25 protein-coding genes are annotated in these 24,527 nt (G+C 42.2%); 14 read left to right on the top strand and 11 right to left on the bottom strand.

Features of this window, described 5'->3' with window-relative positions; all coding sequences use genetic code 11:
• Window positions 1–15: 15 nt before the first annotated feature.
• The gene (locus R2Q78_RS19470; protein ID WP_316794224.1) at window positions 16–1,605 is read left to right on the top strand and encodes an alpha-L-fucosidase; all 1,590 of its coding nucleotides are present in this window, start codon (window positions 16–18) and stop codon (window positions 1,603–1,605) included.
• Window positions 1,606–1,609: 4 nt separating this feature from the next.
• On the opposite strand, the gene R2Q78_RS19475 is transcribed toward R2Q78_RS19470, so the two are convergent.
• The 8 genes from R2Q78_RS19475 to R2Q78_RS19510 form a co-directional block, all read right to left on the bottom strand.
• The gene (locus tag R2Q78_RS19475) at window positions 1,610–1,987 is read right to left on the bottom strand and encodes a nuclear transport factor 2 family protein (RefSeq protein WP_316794225.1); all 378 of its coding nucleotides are present in this window, start codon (window positions 1,985–1,987) and stop codon (window positions 1,610–1,612) included.
• A 180-nt stretch (window positions 1,988–2,167) separates the two neighbouring features.
• Window positions 2,168–2,623: a VOC family protein gene (locus R2Q78_RS19480; protein WP_316794226.1), complete on the bottom strand. Its 456-nt coding sequence runs from the start codon at window positions 2,621–2,623 to the stop codon at window positions 2,168–2,170.
• A gap of 34 nt (window positions 2,624–2,657) precedes the next feature.
• Window positions 2,658–3,068, bottom strand: coding sequence for a VOC family protein (locus R2Q78_RS19485; RefSeq protein ID WP_316794227.1), 411 nt, complete (start codon window positions 3,066–3,068; stop codon window positions 2,658–2,660).
• A 91-nt stretch (window positions 3,069–3,159) separates the two neighbouring features.
• Window positions 3,160–3,633, bottom strand: coding sequence for a cupin domain-containing protein (locus R2Q78_RS19490; RefSeq protein ID WP_316794228.1), 474 nt, complete (start codon window positions 3,631–3,633; stop codon window positions 3,160–3,162).
• A gap of 11 nt (window positions 3,634–3,644) precedes the next feature.
• The gene (locus tag R2Q78_RS19495) at window positions 3,645–4,706 is read right to left on the bottom strand and encodes an alpha/beta hydrolase (RefSeq protein ID WP_316794229.1); all 1,062 of its coding nucleotides are present in this window, start codon (window positions 4,704–4,706) and stop codon (window positions 3,645–3,647) included.
• 19 nt (window positions 4,707–4,725) lie between these two features.
• Complete coding sequence (locus R2Q78_RS19500; RefSeq protein WP_316794230.1) at window positions 4,726–5,463, bottom strand: carboxymuconolactone decarboxylase family protein; 738 nt, start codon at window positions 5,461–5,463, stop codon at window positions 4,726–4,728.
• Between the two features lie 80 nt (window positions 5,464–5,543).
• Window positions 5,544–6,626: an alpha/beta fold hydrolase gene (locus R2Q78_RS19505; RefSeq protein WP_316794231.1), complete on the bottom strand. Its 1,083-nt coding sequence runs from the start codon at window positions 6,624–6,626 to the stop codon at window positions 5,544–5,546.
• A gap of 12 nt (window positions 6,627–6,638) precedes the next feature.
• Window positions 6,639–7,622, bottom strand: a complete 984-nt coding sequence (locus R2Q78_RS19510; protein WP_316794232.1) for an aldo/keto reductase — start codon at window positions 7,620–7,622, stop codon at window positions 6,639–6,641.
• A gap of 383 nt (window positions 7,623–8,005) precedes the next feature.
• Between R2Q78_RS19510 and R2Q78_RS19515 the strand changes: the two genes are divergently transcribed.
• The 6 genes from R2Q78_RS19515 (at window position 8,006) to R2Q78_RS19540 (ending at window position 13,310) form a co-directional block, all read left to right on the top strand.
• Window positions 8,006–8,368: a type II toxin-antitoxin system HigA family antitoxin gene (locus R2Q78_RS19515; protein WP_316794233.1), complete on the top strand. Its 363-nt coding sequence runs from the start codon at window positions 8,006–8,008 to the stop codon at window positions 8,366–8,368.
• 166 nt (window positions 8,369–8,534) lie between these two features.
• The gene (locus tag R2Q78_RS19520; protein WP_316794234.1) at window positions 8,535–9,431 is read left to right on the top strand and encodes a helix-turn-helix transcriptional regulator; all 897 of its coding nucleotides are present in this window, start codon (window positions 8,535–8,537) and stop codon (window positions 9,429–9,431) included.
• Between the two features lie 25 nt (window positions 9,432–9,456).
• Window positions 9,457–9,930, top strand: a complete 474-nt coding sequence (locus R2Q78_RS19525) for a nuclear transport factor 2 family protein (protein WP_316794235.1) — start codon at window positions 9,457–9,459, stop codon at window positions 9,928–9,930.
• A gap of 1 nt (window position 9,931) precedes the next feature.
• A complete protein-coding gene (locus R2Q78_RS19530; RefSeq protein WP_316794236.1) occupies window positions 9,932–10,738 on the top strand; it encodes an ATP-binding protein in 807 nt (268 codons plus the stop codon).
• Between the two features lie 8 nt (window positions 10,739–10,746).
• On the top strand, window positions 10,747–11,898 hold the full coding sequence (locus R2Q78_RS19535; protein WP_316794237.1) for a sorbosone dehydrogenase family protein: 1,152 nt from the start codon (window positions 10,747–10,749) through the stop codon (window positions 11,896–11,898).
• Between the two features lie 47 nt (window positions 11,899–11,945).
• The gene (locus R2Q78_RS19540; protein WP_316794238.1) at window positions 11,946–13,310 is read left to right on the top strand and encodes a DUF3472 domain-containing protein; all 1,365 of its coding nucleotides are present in this window, start codon (window positions 11,946–11,948) and stop codon (window positions 13,308–13,310) included.
• Between the two features lie 21 nt (window positions 13,311–13,331).
• On the opposite strand, the gene R2Q78_RS19545 is transcribed toward R2Q78_RS19540, so the two are convergent.
• Window positions 13,332–13,832 carry a DinB family protein gene (locus R2Q78_RS19545; RefSeq protein ID WP_316794239.1) on the bottom strand — a complete coding sequence of 167 codons (501 nt, stop codon included), beginning with the start codon at window positions 13,830–13,832 and terminating at the stop codon, window positions 13,332–13,334.
• A gap of 71 nt (window positions 13,833–13,903) precedes the next feature.
• The gene (locus R2Q78_RS19550; RefSeq protein ID WP_316794240.1) at window positions 13,904–14,263 is read right to left on the bottom strand and encodes a helix-turn-helix domain-containing protein; all 360 of its coding nucleotides are present in this window, start codon (window positions 14,261–14,263) and stop codon (window positions 13,904–13,906) included.
• A gap of 81 nt (window positions 14,264–14,344) precedes the next feature.
• Here R2Q78_RS19550 and R2Q78_RS19555 point away from each other — a divergent pair, with 81 nt between their 5' ends.
• Window positions 14,345–15,223: an NAD(P)H-binding protein gene (locus R2Q78_RS19555; protein ID WP_316794241.1), complete on the top strand. Its 879-nt coding sequence runs from the start codon at window positions 14,345–14,347 to the stop codon at window positions 15,221–15,223.
• Between the two features lie 37 nt (window positions 15,224–15,260).
• Here the strand turns inward: R2Q78_RS19555 and R2Q78_RS19560 are convergent, their stop codons facing one another.
• Complete coding sequence (locus tag R2Q78_RS19560) at window positions 15,261–16,391, bottom strand: histidine decarboxylase (protein WP_316794242.1); 1,131 nt, start codon at window positions 16,389–16,391, stop codon at window positions 15,261–15,263.
• A gap of 152 nt (window positions 16,392–16,543) precedes the next feature.
• Here R2Q78_RS19560 and R2Q78_RS19565 point away from each other — a divergent pair, with 152 nt between their 5' ends.
• The 6 genes from R2Q78_RS19565 to R2Q78_RS19590 all read left to right on the top strand — a co-directional run bounded on the left by R2Q78_RS19565 (window position 16,544) and on the right by R2Q78_RS19590 (window position 24,470).
• Window positions 16,544–17,455 carry an AraC family transcriptional regulator gene (locus tag R2Q78_RS19565; RefSeq protein WP_316794243.1) on the top strand — a complete coding sequence of 304 codons (912 nt, stop codon included), beginning with the start codon at window positions 16,544–16,546 and terminating at the stop codon, window positions 17,453–17,455.
• Window positions 17,456–17,577: 122 nt separating this feature from the next.
• Window positions 17,578–18,519 (top strand): dihydrodipicolinate synthase family protein, encoded by a 942-nt coding sequence (locus tag R2Q78_RS19570; RefSeq protein WP_316794244.1) that lies wholly within the window; start codon window positions 17,578–17,580, stop codon window positions 18,517–18,519.
• Window positions 18,512–20,095 carry an aldehyde dehydrogenase (NADP(+)) gene (locus R2Q78_RS19575; protein WP_316794245.1) on the top strand — a complete coding sequence of 528 codons (1,584 nt, stop codon included), beginning with the start codon at window positions 18,512–18,514 and terminating at the stop codon, window positions 20,093–20,095. The genes R2Q78_RS19570 and R2Q78_RS19575 overlap by 8 nt, the downstream gene beginning before the upstream one ends.
• Window positions 20,096–20,098: 3 nt before the next feature.
• Window positions 20,099–21,100, top strand: coding sequence for a 4-hydroxyproline epimerase (locus R2Q78_RS19580; RefSeq protein ID WP_316794246.1), 1,002 nt, complete (start codon window positions 20,099–20,101; stop codon window positions 21,098–21,100).
• A 9-nt stretch (window positions 21,101–21,109) separates the two neighbouring features.
• Entirely contained in the window at window positions 21,110–22,351 is a 1,242-nt protein-coding gene (locus tag R2Q78_RS19585; RefSeq protein WP_316794247.1) for an NAD(P)/FAD-dependent oxidoreductase, read from the top strand.
• A 22-nt stretch (window positions 22,352–22,373) separates the two neighbouring features.
• Entirely contained in the window at window positions 22,374–24,470 is a 2,097-nt protein-coding gene (locus tag R2Q78_RS19590; protein ID WP_316794248.1) for a prolyl oligopeptidase family serine peptidase, read from the top strand.
• Window positions 24,471–24,527: the final 57 nt, after the last annotated feature.

The following is a 24,527-nucleotide window of genomic DNA, read 5'->3' on the forward strand; positions in this document are numbered from 1 at the left end:
AACGTTTGATAACTTATGAACTTTAACCGATTATTCGTTGTTGCGATATTATTTTTTGTTACAAACAATGCAGCTGCCCAACAAAAGAGTTTAACCTGGGAAGAGCTGCGCAAAGATTATCAGTTTCCCAAGTGGTATACTGAGGCGCGCTTTGGTATTTGGGTACACTGGGGTGCCCAAACCCAGCCTGAAAAGGGAGGCGGCTGGTATGCGAAGCACATGTATATGCAAAATGTAGGCAAAGAAACCTGGGGTGCAAATGCTTATCCTTATCACCTGGAAACTTATGGCCACCCCTCAGAAAAAGGCTTTAAGGATGTGATACATGAATGGAAAGCAGATAAACTCAATACTGATGACCTGCTCCGTTATTTTAAAAGCATAGGTGCAAAATATTTTGTAGCACTGGCAAACCACCATCATCATTTCGATAATTTTGCCTCTACCTACCAACCCTGGAATTCAGTAAACGTCGGGCCCAGAAAAGATCTGATTGGCATGTTCAAAAAGTCGGCGGTAAAGTATGAAATTCCTTTCGGAGTAAGTTCCCATGATGACAGATATCTTGAATGGTGGAAATCTGCATTTGGCGCTGATACTTCTGGTGCTAAAAAAGGAGTGAAATACGATGGATGGATGACCAAGGCCGATGGTAAAGGTAAGTGGTGGGAAGGCCTTGATCCGGCGGATCTGTATGGTTTGCCTCCTGAAAAACGTACCCCGGAATGGATAAAAAGTGTAAAGGAGAATTATGTAAGACGAACCGAAGAGCTGGTTAGCAAATATGATGTCGATATGCTGTGGTTTGACGGCTATGGTTTTCCGTATGGCGATTATGGAAAAGAAGTCTGCACTTATTACTTCAATAAAAGTTTGCAAAAACAAGGAAAAGTTACGGCCGTAGTTGCAGGTAAGTTTAGCAATGAACCATCTACCGTAAAAGATATTGAGCGGGGAGGCGCAGCTGAAATTTTACCGTATCCATGGCAGGGTACATTGACATTCGGTAGCTGGTTTTATAAAAATGAACGGCCTATCCGACATAATTCCAGAACGATAATAGAATCATTGACAGATATGATCAGCAAGAACGGAAACTTATTGCTGAATGTGGAGCTTTTACCTGATGGGACTATTCCGACCGACCATAAACTGATATTGGATACAATTGGCAGGTGGATCAATACCAACAGTGAAGCGATCCACGCAAGCAAGCCGTGGAAAATTTATGGTGATAACTTAAACGGAGGGCCTGAAAAGAAAAATATCAGTGAAGCCGATCTGGAAGCGAATAAAAAGCAGAAAAGCCATGATTTTAATGAACGTACCATTGCCAGCCCTGCTTATGCTCATAATGAAGTTCGTTTTACTACCAAAGGAAACGCGCTATACGTTTTTGTACTTAATCCGGTAAAAGGCAAAATTGAAATACCGGCATTGGGCTGGGAGTCTGGCCAGAATACTAAAAAAATAACTGCAGTTAAGCTGCTTGGGGGGACCGAAAAAACGGAGTTTGAGCAGATGAAAGATAAGCTGGTCATTTCCGTAGATGTAGCTCCTAAATTTAACTATACGAATGTGTATAAGGTAATGGGTGTAATGTGACGGATTAAGAAATGGCTATTCCGCTTCCGCCTACTACTTTGATCCCATCACTGAATTTTTTCCAAAATCTGATATAGCGAAAGTTAGCTTCAAACGGTACGTCATTAAACTTTCCGTTCAATTTGATTGTCAATGTGATGACAGCTATATCATCAATAATGGTCAGGTGTTCAACTTGGGGAAGAAGTTCGTGAACCTTCAATGCTCCATTGCGGTAAGTATCCAGATCGATCTGTTTGGTTATTGTTTCCCCGCTTGGGATAATGAACAAAAGGTCATCATGTAACATCTGGTCAAGCGCGGTGATATTGCCATCTTTGATTGCGCGGTAAAGTTTGTTTTCCTGTTCCAGGATGCTGTTTTCTGTTAGTTTGTTATCCATGATTTATTTGTTTATACTGCTGTGGATCTCCATAGCGTGACAAATTTATTCTATTTATTTGCATATAGAATTGGGGAGGCGTGGAGAAACAGAAACATTGATCTTCCATTGGTATGGTATTTAAGGAGATTGAAAGTATCAAAAAGATCAATCTCCTTTTATTTACTGGGTTTCTGTGAATCAGACAGATTTGTTGAGTTGTTCTGCCAAACCGATTAGTAGTCCGTCTTTTGCACGGATGTAGCAGAGCCGGTACGAGTTCTCATACTGAACCATTTCGCCAACGAGCCGGGCGCCATGATTGATGAGCCGTGATACCATTTCGTCAACATTTTCAACGGTGAACATCACGCGCAGATACCCAAGGGCATTCACAGGAGCAGTCCTGTGGTCTTCGATCACAGCCGGGGTGATAAAACGAGAAAGTTCCAGACGACTGTGGCCGTCGGGGGTGATCATCATGGCAATCTCTACATGCTGATTGCCCAGTCCGGTGACACGACCGGCCCATTCACCCTCAATGGTGGCCCTGCCTTCCAGCTTCAGACCTATCTCTGTGAAAAAAGCGATAGCCTCATCGAGGGATTCTACAACGATGCCGACATTGTCCATTCGCAGTAATTTATTATTTGCCATAATTTTTTCTCCTTAAATTTAAGATGTGTGTTTACTACTGCTGTTCAGGCATGCCGCTAGGATCCATCCAGGCAAATTCCCAATGGTGGCCATCCAGATCCTCAAAGCTATGCTGATACATAAAGCCGTAATCGGTGGCCGGATTAGGTACCGTGGCACCTGCTGCTTGTGCTTTCTCTACCATTTCGTTAACGGCATCTTTGCTGTCGGCAGATAAGCAAATAGAGCATTCTACTGCCTTGTGCGCATCAACAATTTCTTTTTTAGTAAAGGTCTGAAAGAAAGGTTCAGTCAGCAGCATGATGTAAATGGTATCGCTGATGATCATGCAGGTCGCTTTCTCGTTGGTAAATTTCGGGTTGAAAGTATAACCAAGTTTAGTGAAAAATTCTACAGATCTGTTGAGGTCTTTAATGGGTAGGTTAACAAAAATTTGAGTTGCCATATTGTCTTTCGGTTTTGATTGTACTCAAAGGTACATTAATGCTACATGGGTTCAAACGTGCAAGAACGACAAGTTAAGGGGGTAAATGCGACTATTTATGGTATTCCTCGTCAGTTACTGCTTCCAGCCATACCGTTTCCCCTTTTTCCCTTCCGGTTATCGCCAGCTGTACAAAAGCAGTGTCAGCGCTGGCTCCATGCCAATGAGGAACATCTGGCGGACATTTTATCGCATCACCCTTGCGGAGTATTTTCTTAGGCTGTCCTTTCTCCTGATAGTAACCAACACCATCGGTTACCAATAATATTTGTCCGGCCGGATGCGTATGCCATTTGCTCCTTGCTCCCGGTTCAAAAGTTACATTTCCAACCGAGATGGAATTGAGACTGTCTGCATCCATCAGCATTTGGAGATAGGCAGTTCCCGTAAAATTGTCATTTGTGATTTTTTTACCTTGCGGAAAAACAAGTTCGTTTTGTTGTTTTGGATCTTCCATTTTTTGATTGTTGCTGCAGGCCGTAAAGAGGGCAATTGCAATGGGCAGGATATATTTAAGATTCTTCATTATTCGTTATTTTAGAGGTTTGCCTTGTAAAATTCAAGCAATTTATTAACGGCTTGAGCTACGTATTCAGGCTTGTAGTAAGTTTGAATGTGTGTTGCACCTTCGATCAGGAACAGCTCTTTACTTTTTGCATTGATTGCTTTCGGGAACGCCTCATCTGTCATGTATTTTGTATCGGCTTTGCTTCCTGCTATCATTAGTAAAGGTTGGTCGATCAATTCAATCTGATCGGTAGCATCCCAGGTCATCAGTTCCATCAGACTGCTGGTTGTGTATAAAAAGGTTGAATTTGGATGTGCATGCGTTCTGTAATAGTACTCGTATCCTTCACGGTACAGGTCAGTTGAAGTTTTAGCAATTTCTTCATCTGTGATGCTTGCCACACCTGAAAACTTCACTTCAGTACCTGCGGCTTCACGGTCGCGGGCATCCGAAGCCTGTTTTAAACGTTCCTGTATGGTGGCCAACTGTGAATTCTGAAAGCCATTACGTCTAACCTCGCCTGAATTGAACATGCTCAAAGTAGCTACAGCTTTAAAGCGTTTGTCTGATTGCGCCGCTTTTAATGTATAGCCTCCGCCACCGCAGATACCTAAGGCAGCTAAGCGGTTGGCATCGACACCTGGATACCTGGTGATAAAGTCGGCCATGCCATGAATGTCTTCTACACGGAAGAAAGGTTTATCCGTATGACGTGGCATTCCTCCGCTTGCACCCTGGTAGGCCGCATCGGCAGCAATGGTGATGTAGCCAGCCTCTGCCAGGCGTTGCGCGTATAATCCGGCGGTCTGTTCTTTAATACCTCCATTGGGATGAGCAACTGCTACTGCAGGGTATTTTTTGGTGGCATCGTAATTTGCCGGTGTATAAACATTAGCAGCGATCTCAATACCGTTCAGTTTATATTTCACCGGATGAATATTTACTTTTCCTTCTTCATTTTTGGTAATTGCGCCATCGTATACCAGTGTATAAGGATTTTGTTGTTTTGTTTTTTGAGCAGATTGTGCATTTACCTCATCGGTAGCTGCTATGGTCATTGCTAATGCAATTATTGACGTTAGCTTCTTCATCTCTTTAATATTTAAAAGTTTACTTATTTTTTATTACTTCATCCAGCACGGACTGTGCTGATTTTGCTTCTCTTTTACCGATAACTGATTTTATGACGCCTACAAACTGTTGCAGTTGAGCAGGAGATAGTCCTATATTCAGGCAGATGGTCAAATGTGACTTCAGCATAGGTTCTACACCTCCTATACTGCTCAGCACGGAGACCGTTACCAATTCTCTTTCAGCATAGGTGAGTACATCCCGCTCAAAAATATCGGCAAACAGGTGTTCTTTTAGAAATACCTCTATTTCCGGAGCAAATGCGGCATATCCTGTTTTTGTTCCGGTTTCCGGTACACCGGTTAATTTTGCCAATATGGCCTTACCTCTTTCGTATTTGCTGCGTTGATCGTTAACAGGGGAGGCTTCCCGGCCTTTCTGATCGGTGATACCTCTGGCTTTGCGTTCATCTATAACGGACATTAAGGTCTGTAATCCCCTAAGACTGCGTGGGAAACCGGCGTAGGCATATAAATGAACGATAGTTTCCTTGATTTGGTTGATGGTTAAGCCAGCCTCGAGGCCAGTGTTTATCTCGTTTTTAAGTCTGGCCAGATCACCTTTAGCAGCCACAGCTGCGATAGAGATCATACTTTGTTCTTTTGGAGTCAATGTTTCTCTCATAACACTTTTTTGTTGTGCAACTGCCCGATTGGTAACGACAGTAAGTAATAAAATTGCAACTACCAGTATGCCATATCTTGCTGATCTTTTCATGTGTTCCTTATTTAGTTTAACAAAGTTCAGGAGAACAAAAGGACTTTATAGTAGATGGATTACGGGTATTGCTACCAATATTACCGATCCAGTCCTTTTTCCTTTAACCATTTCGAGAGCTGGTCAGCTACCTGGATGTTATTGAGGTCAGAAAATGGGAAATGAGTATTGCCTTTGATACCAACTTCCGGCAAGTGAATTACCGTTGCATCACCTCCTTGTTTGTTGATCGTGGCTGTCCAGATCTTCGCCATTTCCAATCCGGAACGCCAGTGATCCATATTCCAAACGTTTGTTGGCTTATCTGCTATATTGTCTCCGTAATAAACAACAATGGGTATTTTGGTCAGCTTCATGAAATCTGCTAAGGGGATTTCTGCACCCTTTAGTTCGCCGAAAAGACCGGTTGATTTTATAGGCTGAGGCAACTCACCGGGAGGAAAAACGAAACCGCTATAAGGTTCGTAAGCTACAATGGCTTTAACTTTGTTGTTTTTTATGGCTGTAGACCAACCGGGGCCACCGCCCTGAGAATGTGTAATCAGGACTCCTTCACCAATTTTGTTAAACAATTGAGAGATGGCGTCAGAGATCACATTTGCGTCAAAGGCACCAGTGTTTGGGGTCATTTGCCTGTAAAACTGCTCTAATGAAGCCGCGTCTTTAGGGAACTGTACACCCGGAAAATACTCTGGATAGTTACCTATGCGGAATTGGGTAAACCAGAACTGCTCGTCGGCAGTTGGTTTTATTTCTGCTGCAACCGAACTTTTCCCGGCGGCACCACGTCTTGGCTGGTCGATTAGGTAGACAGGAAATTTTCTGCGAAGAAAAATATTTTGAAATCCTTCCCTGCCATCAGGGGTTGTTTCCCATGTTTTTTTGGACTGGCCAGCGCCATGCAGGAATACCAGAGGGTACTTGCTGGCTTTAGCCGGAATTTGATAAAATGCATAAGCATGATCGCCGTGGAAGGTCTGTCCCTGCGGTTTCAAAGCACTATCCAGCTTAAAGCTACCTTGCTCCGTAGCTTTAGTTCCTCCTACAGCAAAGCTGCCCTGTTCGATAATAACTAATGGTTTCATTTTGTTTTGGGCGTTCAGTGATATTGAAATAGTCAAGGCTACTGTTAATGCGGTAATGTATCTCGTGTTCCTGTTCATCTCAAATGATTTTTATTTTCCTACTCTGTTTTGTAAAGCCTCGGGATATCTTGCTCCCCGTATGGATATTTTTGATGCAGCATCATTGATTTGCGCTACATCTTCAGCAGATAGTGAAATGGCTGCGGCTTCGACATTTTCTTGAAGACGATGTAATTTGGTCGTTCCCGGGATGGGTACAATCCATGGCTTTTGAGCCAACAGCCATGCTAATGCGATTTGTGCAGGTGAAGCTTCTTTCTGTGTAGCTATACCTTTCAATAAATCTACCAGGACCTGGTTTGCTTTTCTATTTTCTTCCGAGAAGCGAGGTACAATGTTTCTGAAGTCTGTAGAATCAAATTTTGTGGTTTCGTCCATAGCTCCTGTTAGAAAGCCTTTCCCTAGAGGACTGAACGGTACGAAGCCTATTCCCAGTTCTTCTAATAGCGGTATGATTTCCTTTTCTGTTTCACGGAAGAATAAAGAATATTCACTTTGTAATGCAGCAAGCGGCTGCACCGCATGTGCCCTGCGAATGGTTTCTACACCTGCTTCCGATAGACCCCAGTGTCTGATTTTGCCTTCTGTTATTAAATCCTGAATAGTCCCCGCAACGTCTTCAATAGGTATGTTGGGATCAACACGGTGCTGGTAAAATAAATCAATGTAGTCAGTTTTAAGTCTTTTCAGGGAAGCGTCTGCAACCGATCTGATTCTTGCAGGACTGCTGTCCAGCCCTTTTTTGGAATCACCGTCTTCAAAGCCGAATTTGGTAGCGATAACTACTTTTTCCCGAATACGTGCGAGTGCTTCACCTAACAATTCTTCATTGGTAAAGGGACCGTAACATTCAGCGGTGTCAAAAAAAGTGACACCTGAATCAAATGCAGTTCTTATTAATTTTATGGCTTCCTGTTTTTCTGTTGCCGGACCGTATCCAAAACTTAGTCCCATACAACCTAATCCAAGGGCTGATACTTCCAATCCGCTGTCTCCTAATATTCTTGTTTTCATCCTTAACTGAATTTGATAATTACCTGTACAACAATTCTAATAGTACAAAGTTCAGCGTTGTCATGGTGCAAATTGGTATATCGATTACGGATATTACTACCAATATTACTGATTGGGAAAGGTTAAGTGATGATTTTATTGAATGAGATGTGAGAAAATTGATCGGAATTCTAAAAAAACCACACAAAATTATCATTTGCTGAATTCTGATTCAAAATACTGATATACAGATATTTAAATAGATATTTATCTTTGTTTCTGTATCGTTTTCACAAGAAAAGTACATAGCTTCGCAAACGATAATGAGTTTAATAATATGATAATGAAGGAAAATATGAAGAATACGATAAAATTAATGCTGCTGAAATAAAACACATTGAAGTATGAAACATTACAAAGTGTTAAAAACTGAAGAAGAATACAAACAAACTCTTGACAGGACAATTCAAATTTTTCATGCTGAACCGGGCACAAGAGAATTTGAAGAGCTGGAATTACTGTTGGTGTTAGTAAAAGATTATGAGGACAAACATATTATTCTTCCTGCACTGGACCCGATCGATGTAATTAAGTTAAAAATGGAAGAACGGGGACTAAAGGCGAAGGATCTGGAAACCATTATTGGATCTAAAAGTCATGTTTATTTAGTGTTATCTGGAAAAAGAGAAGTTACTCTAAAAATGGCCAGAGCTTTGAGAATATTTTTAGGTATTCCACCAGAAGTATTTTTACCAAAGGTGATTTGAATTCCAAATAGTAGCGGTTAAGCTTTAAAAGAGCAAGTTCAGCGTTGTCATGGTGCAAATTGGTATACCGATTACGGATATTGCTACCAATATTACTGATTTGACCAAGCTTGCAATTATTCTTATAGCAGAATGGTTATTATTGTGTTAACAAAAAGTAACAGCTATGGAAAAGGCCTATAATTTTGATACTGTAAGCCAGTACAATGAGTTTAACAATCATGAAACTTTACATCCGCTGGTGAGTATAATTGATTTTTCAAAAGCGAAGGAAAGGACAGGTTCACGGATGACTTTCGGACTTTATTGCATTTTTCTGAAAGAGGTGCATTGTGGCGATTTAAAGTATGGCTGTAACTATTACGACTATGACAAAGGGACATTGGTGTTTGTTTCTCCCGGACAGGTTATCGACGTAGAGAACAAAATAGACTTTTATCAGCCTATGGGACATGGACTCGTTTTTCATCCGGATCTTATAGTCGGTACACCGCTGGCTAAAACCCTGGATGAGTATAGCTTTTTTAGTTATAACACCAGTGAAGCATTGCATTTATCGGAAAAAGAGCGGAAAATTGTCTTCGACTGCTTTGCTAAAATTGAATATGAATTGAGCCAGTCGGTCGATAAGCATAGCAAAAGGTTAATCGCCTCCAATATTGAGCTGTTTCTGAACTATTGTGAAAGGTTTTATGACCGGCAGTTCATCACCAGAGAGAGCGTCAATAAAGGAGTACTGCAAAAGTTTGAAGAATTGCTGAATAGCTATTTTGCATCTGAAAAGCCATATACTATAGGTCTGCCTTCTGTCGGTTACTTTGCGGATGAAATCCATTTATCAGCAAATTATTTTGGTGACCTGGTGAAAAAAGAAACCGGAAAATCTGCGCAGGAGTATATTCAGAATAAGATCATTGAAATTGCAAAAAATAAGATCTTTGATGGCAACAGAACCATTAATGAAATCGCATTTGAGTTGGGTTTTAAGTACCCGCAACATTTTAGCCGATTATTTAAAAACCGTGTAGGGTATACACCTAATGAATTCAGGAATTTGAATTGAAAGAATAATCTAAATTAACAGCAATATGAAAAAAGTAATCGTTGCCCTATTAATCCTCTTTGCGGGTGTTCAAACCTCGTTTGCACAAACATCAAATTCATCAGCATCTGCCCCGACAAAGGGAGAACAGGAAATCCTTGATCTCTCCAGAAAAAAATGGATGTGGATGGCTGATAAAAATGTAGATTCCCTCAGTAATTTATTTGATGTGAAAGCAATGTTTGTCCACATGGGTGGCAGCTGGGGTACAGATAGGGAGATCAATGTCATCAAATCCGGAAGTATTCATTACAAGAAAGCCGAGATCTATTCGGCTTCAGTTAAGATGTTTGGAAATACGGCCATCCTGTTAAATGATATTGATTTAGTAGCCGTAGTCGGTGGCAATGAAGTCGCGAATCCATTTATGGTGACTGAGGTTTACGTGAAACAAGATGGGAAATGGAAAATGGGCTCACTCACTTTCTCCAAACTTTCAAGACCAGTTAAACTGAAATAATATGATGAAAAAATTATTACTATCAGGTGTCCTGATGTTCGCAGGTTCAGCCTTATTTGCCCAACACAGCCTGGAGAAAATCTGGGAATCGGATTCCGTTACTATTAAATCACCCGAATCGGTGCTCTATGATAGCAAGTCGAATTCACTATATGTATCCAGTATGGGTTCAGGAACCGTAGTCCGTTTGGATTTGGAAGGGAAGGTGCTAAAAAGCGACTGGGTAACCGGCCTTAAATCCAATATGGGGTCAGGTTTGTTCAACGACATGTTTTATACCTCAGAAGGGTCAGGAGTAGCCGTTATTGATGTCACTAAAGCAACTGTCATCAAGCGGATTCCTGTAGAAGGAGCTGGTATGCTGAACGACTTGGCTGTAGATTCAAAAGGGATTATTTATGTAAGTGATACTCGTGCGGGTAAAGTATACAGGATCGATGGTGATAAATCATCCCTATATTTGGAAAATATGCCGGGTGCAAATGGATTGCTAACCGTGGGGACAGATCTTTACGTAGTAACCTCATCAGCGGTACAAAAAGTTAACGCTAATAAAGAGGTCACAAAAATTGCAGAAGGCTTTGAGAACGGACTAGACGGAATTGTAATGGTTGCGCCGAATGAATTTGTGATCAGTAATTATCGGGGGCTGCTTTATTACCTTAATGCAGACGGAACAAAACAATTATTATTGGATAGCCGTTCCAGGCGGATCATGGCTAACGACATCAGTTATAACTCTAAAACAAAAACGGTCTATGTTCCTTCATTTGGGACAAATCGTATTATCGCATATCAATTAAAATAATCAATCAGATGAATATCTTAAAATTTACTCCGATAGCAGCAGCCTTAATTGGTTTGATCACGCTGGGAAACAGTAATCCTATAAAATCAACTTCATCGCCTGCGATTACCGGTGCCAGTGACTCACTGCCGCTAGACAAAATCAAAATGCCGGCCGGTTTTTCCATTAGCGTATATGCTGAGGTAGAAGGGGCCCGTTCGATGGCTATGTCGCCATCGGGAACATTGTTTGTAGGCACACAAAAGGCAGGTTTTGTTTATGCTGTAAAAGATACAGACGGTGATCATAAAGCGGATAAGAAATGGGTTGTAGCATCGGGGATGAACAATCCGAATGGTGTAGCCGTTAAAAATGGAAGTCTGTATGTTGCGGAGATCAGCAAAGTAACCAGGTTCTCTGATATTGAAAATAAGCTGGAAAGTCCGGGCAAAGGCGAGGTGATCTTTGATAAGTTTCCTACGGAATGGCCACATGGCTGGAAATACATCGCTTTCGGGCCTGATGGCAAATTGTATGTACCTGTGGGTGCCCCTTTTAATATAGGTATGCCGGATGACCGTCACGCAGCGATATTTAGAATCAATGATGATGGTACGGGTTATGAAACGTTTGCAAGTGGTGTGCGTAATACCGTAGGTTTTACATGGCATCCAACTACTAAGGAATTGTGGTTTACCGACAATGGCAGGGATGGAATGGGAGATGATGTGCCTTTTTGCGAGTTGAACAATGCGCCTAAGCAGGGTATGCATTTTGGCTATCCGTATTTTCATAACGGGACGGTTAAAGATCCAAAGTTTGGTGAGGGTCACCAGCCTTCAGAGTTTACAGCGCCGGCACAGAACCTGGGAGCTCACGTTGCGCCGCTTGGTCTTAAGTTTTACACCGGAAAAATGTTTCCGGCTGAATTCAAGGATCAGATTTTCATTGCAGAGCATGGCTCCTGGAACCGTAGCAAGAAAAGCGGTTACAGAATAAGTCTTGTGAATACTGAAAAAGGAAAAGCTACCGGATATAAAACATTTGCAACCGGATGGCTGGACGAAACCAGTCAGGAATTCTGGGGACGCCCTGTAGATGTACTTGTAATGGATGACGGATCAATGCTGGTTTCAGATGATTTTGCGGGAGTTATTTACCGGATTTCCTATAAGAAGTAGTTTATTTGGGATTTAAATGGTTTATTTGCTGATATCATTCAACACAAATGAAAATCAACTTTATTTTAATCGTATTTGCCTTTTTAGGACAAGTATCGTTTGCGCAAAATAGCCAGGACTTTGTGGTGCCTGCAAACAAAGCCTATGTAGAACCTTTCACTGCACAGCGGCCAGGGGTAAGGGTGCCAGTGGGCTGGGTGGAAACAAGGGATGTAGTATCCGGCTGGAGAGACCAAACCAAAAGTGTGGTATGGATAGTTTATCAGAAACCAGGTGATTACGATTTGTTGTTCGATAATACAGTTACTGCGGATAAAAACCTTGAATTTGAACTGAAGGTTAGCGCTACTTATCAGGATTCTGGTTTTAAGCCGTTTAGCAAAAAAATAACATTTAAAGGTGACGGTAAGGCTGATTCTTTGTTCGCAACAAAAGTACATGTGCCGAAAACCGGCTATTTCAGGTATGAGCTTAAACCAATTTCTGATCCCCAATCTGCTATTACCATTAAATCTCTGATCTTCCGTTCATCAACTGCGGGAGCTCATGTGAACCATATCGATTATCAATCTACACCATCAGTGCATTTGGCTTTTAGTTCTACAGCGCCAAACAGCAAAACCTACAATTGGATGTACCAGGAAATTGTGGTGCCAAAAGGAGGCGATGCATTGGCTACTTATTATATGAGTCTGGGCTTCTTTCGTGGGTATATGGGGATACAAACCAACTCAGCAACTGAGCGCAGGGTATTGTTCTCTGTGTGGGATAGTAAAGATGCTGAGCATGATACTACGATTACCAAACATGATTATGTTTCTTTGGTAGACAAAGGTGAATTAACCACTGTTAATAATTTTGGCGGAGAAGGCACCGGTGGTCAGTCTTACGTAAAAACTGCCAACTGGAAAACCGGCGAACCTGTCAAGTTTTTGATGAATATTGTTAAATCCGATAACAATTCGGTGGTACTTTCGGCCTGGTACAAAGTAGAAGGTCAGGACTGGACTTACGTAGCCAGCTGGCGGGCACCTAAGGAGCAGCGCCTGTTTGATGGGTTTTACTCTTTCTTAGAGAATTTTGGCTATACCAACGGACAGTTGCGCAGGGAAGCTTATTATTATAATGCCTACGGTAAAGATGCTAAAACCGGACAATGGATTAACTTCAACAAAGTCAGGTTTTCCAATACCGATGGACGTGTAGGGCAGCGGGATGATTTTGAACAGGGTGTTTCCCCAAAATATCCTGATCGTTTTTATATGTCTGCGGGCGGTTATACACCTACACTTAAAACAGCAAATGAAATGCCCTTGGCTACAAAGCCATTTGTGTTTGATTTAAAGCCCTTTGAACAACGCGTAGAACTGGCTTTGAAAAATGAATTGAAAAACAGCGCGAATAAAAAATAAAGTCAGTAACGACTTTATTTTTTATTGCTGACTCTGTTCGTAGGTAGGTCCGTACATGCCAGGTACTTTATTTCCTGTTGCGCGCAGGTATACGATCATCTCACCGCGATGGTGGTAAATGTGGTTAAAAAGAAATCCGCGCGACACGGTACCTCTTGGCATTGGTCCCAGAACGACCTGATCGCCTACTTTCATTGTCCAGTCATCCAGCAATTTTTGTTCAGTAAGCGAGTCTAAGGCAGCCCGTGCTTTTTCGACATTACTTTCAAAGAGGGCTAGAGTAGCTTTGATGTCATTTGGTTTACCTCTTTCCAGTTGGTCGGCCGTCATATCGTATACATCCTGTGTGAGCGTGCCAACATACCAGTAGTAAATGGTAGCAATGTGCTGGGCGAGTTCCCCCATGGTCCAGGATATTTCGGATGGCTTATAATCAATGTCTTTTTCCGGAACTGCATTCAGTAATTTGCGGGTGCTCGTTACTTCGTGTTCGAATTCTCCTTTAAGTTGTTGCAGTATCATATGCTGAAGGTTTATAGTCGGTTACATATAATGATATAACAATGGATATTTATTTTGGTTTTTGCAGAAGTTTATCCCCGTTGTCTCATGTCATCCAATCCCCAGATGGCCATAGCATTCAGGACAGGCTGCAATTTAGCTCCTGCAGGTGTTAAGGAATAAGTCACAAATGGAGGTACAACAGGCTCGGCAGTTCTGAGAACCAGGTCATCTTCCTGCAATTGTTTTAAGTGCTGAATCAACATTTTTTCCGTAATTTCAGGTATTGCACGCTTTAATTCGCTGTAGCGTTTTGGACTGTTGGAAAGGTGATACAGGATAATCGGTTTCCAATGGCCTCCGATCTTGTTCATTACATAGGTAACGGGACAAGAAACGGCAGAAAGCTGTTTGTTGAAATTGCGGGTTGAGTTTTCTTTAATGGCAGTCATAGTTACATACTTTGGGGTAAGTACTTGTATAAAAGTAAGTACAAATATACCTTTGTAATCAACATTTTAAAATATATTATTATGAATATTACAATCACAGGATCACTCGGAAATATCAGTAAACCATTGGCAGAAACTTTAATCGCTGCCGGACATCAGGTTACCATCATCAGCAGCAATGCAGCTAAAGCCCAGGAAATTGAAGCACTTGGTGCTACGGCAGCGATTGGTTCAGTGGAAGATGTCGCATTTTTAACCAGCGCTTTTTCAGGCAAAGATGCGATCTATACGATGGTGCCGCCGAATTTCGGAGCCTCAAATATCAGGGAGTTTATTTCTTCCGTAGGTGAAAAATATGCGGCCGCTATTGAGGCTTCAGGTGTAAAAAGGGTAGTAAACCTGAGCAGTATTGGTGCGCACCTGGACGGAGGTACAGGGCCGATTTCAGGTCTGCATGATGTGGAGCAAACGTATAGCAAACTGGATGGTGTGGCTGTTAAGCACTTGCGTCCTGCATTTTTCTACACCAATTTCTACGGAAATGCGGACATGATCAAACACGCCGGTATTCTGGGTTCAAATTATGGTGCGGAAACACCACTTGTGCTGGTGCACCCTAATGATATCGCAGCTGCAGCTGCGGAAGAACTGCAACAGGATTTTACAGGAAAAGAGGTAAGGTATGTTGCCAGTGATGAAAGTACCGCTGCGGGAGTAGCCAGTGCTCTTGGTGCTGCTATAGGAAAACCAGAACTGCCATGGGTAGAGTTTAATGATGAAGATGCTTTAGGTGGTATGCTGCAGGCGGGATTGCCTGAGGTAATGGCTAAAAGTTATGTAGAGATGGGTGATGCGACCAGGAGCGGCAAATTGTATGCGCATTATTTTGCCAACAAGCCTTCATCGTTTGGGAAAGTAAAGCTGGAAGATTTTGCAGCGGAGTTTGCAAAGGCGTTTTAAACTTAATCAAAAGGGATTGCTCATAAAGAGCAATCCTTTAAACTTCGACTAGATCGGCTTTCATTTCTAATACCAGCTGGTCAATCTGTTCTCTTTGGATATTGGGCATACAGATGATGTGCGATGTGGCATTTTCTGAAGCAAGCTGCCATTTTTGTCTGATGGCTAAACCCGGAGCGGGGAAGTTGACCGTTATCGTATTTGGATTTCTCCAGGCTGCTATGCCAATCTCTTTCAATTTATCTTCAGCATATTGTGCAATAGAAAGACTATGTTGTGCACGTTTCTTTAAGCCTTCTATGCCATATTTTTTCAGGGTGTACCATAAAAACAGGGGACTGTGTCCATTTCTTGATCCTGTAATGGTTGTATCTACACTGCCAATATAAGCTACCGACCTGGCGATGCGGTCGCGGTTTGATTTTTTGACAACCACAACCCCACAAGGCATCGGAGAGCCGAAAAATTTATGGCCGCTAATCGCAATACTGTCGGCACCATCGGCAAAGTCAAAAGCTGGTCTGGGTTCGATGAATGCGCTATAACTACCTGAAAGGGCGCCATCTGCATGAATGTAATAATTTTTGATGGCCATCTTTTTCAGGATCAGTTTGATTTTGCTGATGTCGTCACGTGCTTCAGTCATGGTTGTCCCGATATTGGCCATGATGATCACAGGCATATGCCGGTTCATCCTGATGGTATCTTCCAGATCTTCATAATTGATTTCGCCATTTTCCTGCGCACTGATTACAATATTTGTCATGTTTAACAGATGGATGTTCTTTTGTACACTGTAATGGGTCGACTCAGAACAATAGACCATCCCTTTAGGATGGAGTTCGCGAGCAAGATATAGGCCATATAGGTTTCCCTCAGAACCGCCATTGGTTACATAACCCCACCAATTGTCTTTCTCTGCCCTGAATAAAGTTGCGAAAAACTGGATCACTTCTTTTTCCATCTCCCTGGAATCTACACCATAGGTAGAGTTTACAAAAGGATCACCCAGGTTATTCATTGGGTAATTCAGGAAGGGGATGAGTTCGGAGAAATCAAAGTCCTTGGAGACAGGATATCCCATGAAATTATCGGTGTTCAACTGGATCTTTTCAAGTAATTCAGTAAGCGTATTCTGGTCTTGAAGAGATAAGGTATCTTTTTGCATAAAGTGTTTTCTGGTCGCCGCAAAACTATGTAATTCAAAACAAAAAATAAGTATTTTAACTAATTTTAGAATATAATGTTTTATTATGGTATAATATTGAAATATAGTGTTGTTTTGTCTGTTCTTTATCCAGGTTTATAAAATTATATTGCATGAATTTTATAAATTTGACCATTATGAATGTCCTCCAGTTCACGATACCCGTTCCCGCAAATAAGAATATTATTCTAAAGGAAGAGAATGAGCCTTTTTTTTATCCGCATTTGCACAGGCATACTGAAATGCAGCTGACCTGGATAGAGAAAGGAGAGGGGACGCTGGTGGTCAATAATCAGATGTATCCTTTTTCATCCGGTGATATTTTTTGCATAGGTGCCAACCAGCCCCATGTTTTCAAAAGCAGTCCGGATTATTTCGTGGAGCCCTTTAAAAAGCACATCAAGGCATTGACCATTTTTTTTAATCCATCAGGAGATCTCAAAAACCTGTTTGGCTTAACTGAACTGGCGCTTATACAAACACTTTTTAGTAAGTACAGTACCGGGTTTTGCGTTCCAGAATCAGCAAAAAAAGAAGTTGTTTCGAGGTTTAAGCTGCTTTTCAAGAGTGAGGGTACGCTATTGCTCATTGGATTTATCGAACTGCTGAACCACATTGCGCAGATCAGAAATCTGAAACTGCTGTCAGGTAATGGTGATCTGGGACTTGTGAGTGAGCATGAGGGGATGAAGATCAGCCAGATCTACCACTATATCATGACCAACTACAATAAGGAAATCACTTTGGAAGAGATCTCGAAGAAGGCCAATATGACCCCTCCGGCTTTTTGCAGGTATTTTAAGAAGCGGACCCTGCGCACTTTTATTTCATTTTTGAATGAAGTGAGGGTTAATGAAGCTTGTCAGCAACTGATCAGAGCAGGATCAGAAAGCAGTATATCACGGATAGCTTACAACTGTGGCTTTAATAATGTGACCCACTTTAACCGGGTCTTCAGGGCTATGCTGGGCAAATCACCGAGTGAGTACCTGAACGACTACCTCTCTGCTACTTATATTCATTAAACTAATCGTGAAATCACATATTTCAGGATTTTTGGGTTAAAAAATGTAAAGCATTTACTAATCGAGGTTAATTTTTAGTAGCGTTTAGTAAATACTTTTGACTAAACAAAAAGCCATATCGTATGAATAAGATAAATTGGAATGGAGTATTCCCAGCACTTTTGACGCCTTTTACGGCTGAAGATAAAATTGATCTCGAAACTTTTAAAATCAACCTGACTGCCCAACTTGAAGCAGGTGTTGACGGAATAATTTTAGGTGGATCATTAGGCGAGGCAAGTTCCCTTAGCAATGATGAAAAAAAGCAACTATACTTTGCTGCGAGAGAATTCCTCCCAAATGATTTTCCAATTTTGATTAACATCGCCGAGCAAACTACTGAAGCCGCAATTAAACTAGCTACAGAAGCTGAAGCTTACGGTGCTGACGGTTTCATGTTATTGCCTCCAATGAGGTACTATGCGGATAGTGAAGAGACCCTGGAATATTTCAAAGCCGTTGCAAAATCTACGAAGCTACCGATCATGCTGTACAATAACCCCGTGGATTATAAGATTATGATTACGCTGGATATGTTTGAGGAACTATTGCCATTTGAAAATATTGAGGCAGTTAAAGAATCAACCAGGGATATTACGAATATCACCCGAATGATCAACCGTTTTGGAGACCGTTTTAAAATCCTGACAGGTGTAGATCCTCTTGCATTGGAAAGCCTTGTGATGGGAGCCCATGGATGGGTAGCCGGACTGGTAGATGCCTTCCCGGCAGAAACTGTTGCGATCTACAAGTTGGTAAAAGCAGGAGAGATCACAAAAGCGATAGCTATTTACAGGTGGTTTATGCCATTACTTGAACTGGATACAGATCCTAAACTGGTACAGTACATCAAATTGGCAGCAGTGGCTACGGGAATTGGGACAGAAACAGTAAGGAAACCAAGACTACAATTGTCGGGTGAAGAGCGTGAGCGTGTAATTAAAGTTATAGACGATGCATTGGCAGTTCGCCCAGAACTACCTGATTATAAAAATATAAATCTAAAAGAAACAGCAGATGCTTAAAGGCCATAATTTTATTGGTTTTGATAGATCCGGTAAAAGCGAGCAGCGGATAAAGGTTTACAGTACGCTGGAAAAAAGATACCTGGAGGATGATTTTTATCCTGCTACTGATGCCGAAATTGAACTGGCTGTTCAAAAAGCCAAGTCGGCCTTTGTTGCGCTAAAGGAGATCTCCAATGAACAAAGGGCTGTGTTTCTGGAAGCTATAGCTACCGAAATAGAAGCCAATGCCCAGGAGAATATCAGTAAAGCTTTGGTAGAAACAGCTTTACCTAAAGGAAGGCTGGAAGGTGAAACAGGCAGGACTACCGGCCAGTTGAGGTTTTTCGCGAAAATTGTGAGGGAAGGAAGCTACCAAAACAGCATCATCGACCTGGCACAGCCAGAAAGATCGCCTTTGCCAAAGCCTGGCCTGAGGACTATTAATATCCCTTTGGGGCCCGTAGTTGTATTTGCGGCCAGTAATTTTCCTTTTGCGTTTTCAACAGCGGGCGGAGATACCGCATCGGCACTTGCGGCGGGATGTCCCGTTATCGTAAAGGCACATCCGTCTCACTTAGGTACAAATGAACTGATTTCGGAATGTATCCTGCGTGCTGCGAAACAATGTAACATGCCTGATGGTATTTTCTCCAGCCTGAACGGAGAGGGCGCAGAACTGGGAACTAAACTAGCCGCGCATCCGGGTATTAAAGCAATAGGTTTTACCGGCTCAAGAACTGCAGGTCTGGCATTGTGTAAGATCGCATCAGAAAGGGAGGTGCCAATTCCTGTTTACGCGGAAATGAGCAGTGTAAATCCTGTGGTGATTCTTCCAGAGCTGCTGGCCGAAAAAGCGGAAGAAACTGCCGGGAAACTAGCAGCCTCTATCAGTTTAGGAGCAGGACAGTTTTGTACAAATCCAGGTTTGCTATTTGCCTTGAATGATGAAAACCTGGATGTATTTGCTGAAACCTTACAACAGAAGCTTTCGGATACCGCCGGGCAGGTGATGTTAAACAGAGGTATTGCACAGCATTATTATGAATCTAAAGATAAACTTCGTCAATCCAAATCTTCTGAAACCCTTTTGTTTGCAGAAGACGAACAAGCGTCTTTTAAAGCAGCCCCGGCTGTTTTCAAAGTTTCTTTGGCCGAATTTCTAAACCATAAACAATTTCAAAATGAGGTCTTTGGACCTACAAGCATCCTGGTGATCTGCAACAGTAAATCTGAATTGCTGGATGGTCTGGAAAGCCTGGAAGGACAACTGACAGCTACTGTTTTTGGTACTGCGGGTGAACTGCAGAACTACCGCGACCTGATCGCTGTATTGGCAGAAAAGGCCGGCCGTATTGTATTTAATAACGTTCCGACAGGTGTAGAGGTTTCTTATGCGATGGTGCATGGCGGACCGTTTCCTGCTACAAGTGATGGCAGGTCTACTTCAGTTGGCGGAGAGGCGATCAACAGGTTTTTAAGACCGGTATGTTTTCAGGATTTTCCGGATGATATCTTACCAGAGGGATTAAGGAATGAAAATAAGCAGGGTATATTGAGAAAAATTGACGGAATTTATAATACTAAGCCTATTTAAGTTATGAGCCATAAAAAGTTTTTTTGTATTGATGCGCATACTTGTGGTAACCCGGTCAGGGTGGTAGCCGGCGGCGGCCCTCAGTTGGTTGGGAATACCATGATGGACAAAAGACTTCATTTTTTAGCCGAATATGACTGGATTAGAAAGGGGCTTATGTTTGAACCCCGCGGACATGATATGATGAGCGGAAGTATTCTGTATCCGCCGGCTAATCCGGAGAATGACTGTGGTGTGTTGTATATCGAGACCAGCGGCTGCCTGCCTATGTGCGGCCATGGTACTATCGGGACAGTAACTATTGCCATAGAAGAAGGACTTATTATTCCCAAAACAGAAGGCAGACTGAGACTGGAAGCACCTGCCGGGCTAATTTTAATTGATTATACTAAAGTTGGTAAAAAGGTAACCTCTGTAAAACTAACTAATGTAAAGTCCTTTCTTGCAAAGGAAAACATTAAGGTGGTTAGTCCGGATCTGGGAGAACTTACTATCGATGTTGCCTATGGCGGAAATTTTTATGCAATCGTAGATCCGCAGGAAAATTTTAAAGGCGTGGAGCATCATACAGCAGATGAGCTCATTAAATTTAGCAGGACGATCAGGGAACTGATTAATCTTCAGGAAGAATTCATTCATCCAGAAGATGAGAACATCAGGGGCTGCAGTCATTTGCTGTGGGCGGGAAAGACGCTGGATGAATCATCAACAGCCAGGAATGCTGTGTTTTATGGAGATAAGGCAATAGACCGTTCACCTTGTGGTACCGGTACATCGGCAAGAATGGCACAATGGTATGCAAAAGGCAAGCTAAAAAAAGGCGACAAGTTTATCCATGAGAGTTTTATAGGATCGAAGTTTACCGGTACTATAGAAGAAGAAACGACAGTGGGCGGGATACCGGCCATAGTACCCGGCATAGAAGGATGGGCGATGGTGACGGGTTACAATACCATAATTATTGATGATGATGATCCATATGCACATGGGTTTCAGGTTATTTAAAGAAATTATATGAAAGCAGTAGTTATTGGGGGTGGGATAATAGGGCTATTTTCAGCTTATTATTTGAATAAAGAAGGTTATGAGGTGACGATCATAGATAAAGGCGATTTATCTGCCAACAGTTCATTAGGAAACCTGGGTATGGTAGTGCCCAGTCATTTTATTCCGCTGGCATCGCCGGGTATTGTGGCCAAAGGACTAAAATGGCTGACCAATTCAAGAAGCCCTTTTTACATCAGGCCGAGTCTGAGCCTTGATCTCGTGAACTGGGGATTGAAGTTTATAAAGAATGCCAACCAGAAGAAATGCGATGAGGCCGCTCCATACCTCAAAGACTATAACCTGTTCAGCAAGCAGCTGTTTCAGGATTTAGCAAAGGAGCCGGATTTTGATTTTTTCTACCATCAGAAGGGAATTCTGATGTACTACAATACCGAAGAGGGAGAAAAGGAAGAAGTTCATGTGGCGAAAATGGCCCAGGATATGGGACTGGATGTCGGGATATTGAGTCCGTCGGAACTTCAGAAGCTGGAGCCCGATTTGAAGCTGAAGGTTTTAGGCGCGGCCCATTACAGGTGTGATGCGCATTTGAATCCCAATTTACTAAACGGGCAATTGCGCAGTTACCTGGTTGCGAAGGGTGTCAAGATCATTAAAAACAAGAAGATAAATGGTTTTGAATATAAAAATGAGGTGATCAGCAAAGCGATTTGTGATGGTGAGGTATTTGAAGCCGATCAGTTTATCCTTTCGCCGGGGGCCTGGATGAAAGAGGTTTCGGACCTGTTGCACATTAATATTCCAATGATGCCGGGAAAGGGATATACGTTTAATGTGGAGAATAAGCCCGAGATGAAAATTCCGGCGATACTTTGCGAAGCGAGAGTGGCAATAACGCCGATGGGTGAGAAAATCAGGTTTGGCGGAACAATGGAGCTTGGAAAAATGAATGCCAAAGTGAATATGAACCGGGTAGAGGGGATCGTGAATTCTATTCCAAAGTATTTTGAAAATATCGACCTGGCTATGCCTGCTGAGAAAGATGTATGGTATGGATTCCGGCCTTGTTCCCCTGATGGTTTACCTTATCTGGGTCGCGCCGATCAGTATAAAAATTTAATCGTTGCCGGAGGACATTCCATGATGGGATTGAGCCTGGCCCCTGCAACAGGGAAGATGGTAGCTGAGCTGGCTACAGATAAAAAAACCACAATAGATTTAAAATTATTTTCCCCGGACAGATACAACTAAGATTGAAATGGTAAATGTAAATATGAAATTCGCAGCTTTATTCATCTTTTGTTTAGGTTCAATCCTAAGCGTAAACGGACAAAATTCCAGGGTTGCCTATAGCCCCGCACCAGCGGAGTTACTCGCTAATTACAAAAGAGCATTGATGCTGGATACGGCGGTTTCGAAAAATATATACAATACCAGTTTGACTCCCCACTGGAAATCTGACGGCAAAAGTTTTTGGTACGTAAAATCGTCGGCAGATCAAAAGGAAGAGATTTTTGAGGTTAATGTTGCTACAGGTGTGAAAAGTAAAATTTCTGAACGGCCCCCATTGACGAATGCGGCGAACCGGCAGAGGAACAGGTCTTTTTCCAGGAGATCAGATTCTGTTTCCTATCGATCTCCGGACAGTAAATGGTTTATTTCTGTAAGAAATAACAATGTGTTTTTGATTGACAATGTAAATCAGTCATCCAGACAACTGACAACAGACGGAGATAAAGGACTGCCTTATGGAGCAGTAACCTGGTCGCCGGACAGCAAGTATTTTGTTTTTTACAAAACAAAAATAGTTGTACCGAAAAGTGTGTATAAAGTAAGCTCTTCAGTTTCAAACACTACACGCGGGGAACTGACTACTTTGCCTTATTTACAACCAGGAGATGAAAATAGCAGTTATGAGATGTATATCGGTAATCCCTATGTTCAGACTAAAAATGCTGTAAAGGTAGATTTGCCTAAAATAGATTTCAATGGTGTTCCTGAATTACACTTTAATAAAGATAATCAGACGTTTCTGTTCAACAGGCCGGACCGTGGCGTACAGCGCTATCAGATCATAGAGGTCAATGCCGAAAAGGGAACCTCAAGAAGTGTGATCGATGAAAAAACAGATACGTTTATATTCTTATGGAGGGTGTTTACCAATTACCTTCCTGGTAGCAACGAGGTGATCTATTCTTCAGAGAGAAGTGGTTATCGTCATCTTTACCTGATCAATACCAAAACCAATCAGATCAAGCCTGTTACTAAAGGCAATTGGGTAGTAAAGGGGATAGATAGTATTGACATTGTTAAACGTGAGATCTGGTTTAATGCCTGTGGTGTGAATGCGGGTGAGGATCCTTATAATGTGCATTATTACCGTATTGGATTTGATGGTAAAAAGCTGGTTTCGCTGACGCCTGAAATCGGAAATCATAAGGTGACGTATTCCCCGGATTACAAGTATTTCACTGACAGTTACTCGCAGGTCAATATTCCACCCGTTCATGAACTTCGCCGCTCTTCAGATGGAAAGAAGATTTCGGATCTGGAGCGGGCAGATGTTGGCTTTTTATCTAAAAATAATGTAAAGAATGCAGAACCTTTTGTTGCCAAAGGGAGAGATGGAAAAACGGACATCTACGGCATTGTATGTTTGCCCTCAAATCTGGACAGTACGAAGAACTATCCTATAGTAGAGTATATATATGCAGGGCCGCATGATTCCTTTGTTCCCAAAAATTTTGTGGCCTATGGTGAAATGCAAAGTCTGGCCAATCTGGGTTTTGTGGTGGTTCAAATGGATGGTATGGGCACGGCCAACCGGTCTAAAGCATTTCATGATGTGTGCTGGAAAAACCTTGCTGATTCCGGATTTCCTGACCGCATCCTGTGGATTAAAGCGATGGCGAAAAAGTATGCTTTTGCAGATACTTCCCGGGTGGGGATATTTGGCACTTCAGCCGGCGGACAAAGTGCGCTAGGTGCGTTGTTATTTCATCCAGACTTTTATAATGCTGCTGTATCAGCCTGCGGCTGTCATGATAACCGCGTGGACAAACAGATCTGGAATGAGCAATGGATGGGGTATCCCGTAGGGCCGCATTATGAGCAGCAGTCCAACGTTACCAATGCACATAAACTACAAGGGGCGTTGCTGCTGGTAGTAGGAGAACTGGATTCAAATGTGCCGCCGGAATCTACCTATCGGGTAGCTGATCAATTGATCAAAGCAAAAAAGACATTTGATCTGCTGACCATACCAGGAGCCGGACATACCGACGGAGGAGTGTACGGGCATCGAAAATCGAGAGATTTTTTTATAAGCCATCTTTTAAAGGTATCACCACCGGATTGGAATAACCTTTAATTTTTTTTGGCATTTAAAATTGCCCAAGTGATTAACATATAGAATAGTATCTTAGCT

This window comes from Pedobacter frigoris (genome assembly GCF_032678645.1).
GTDB lineage: Bacteria > Bacteroidota > Bacteroidia > Sphingobacteriales > Sphingobacteriaceae > Pedobacter > Pedobacter frigoris_A.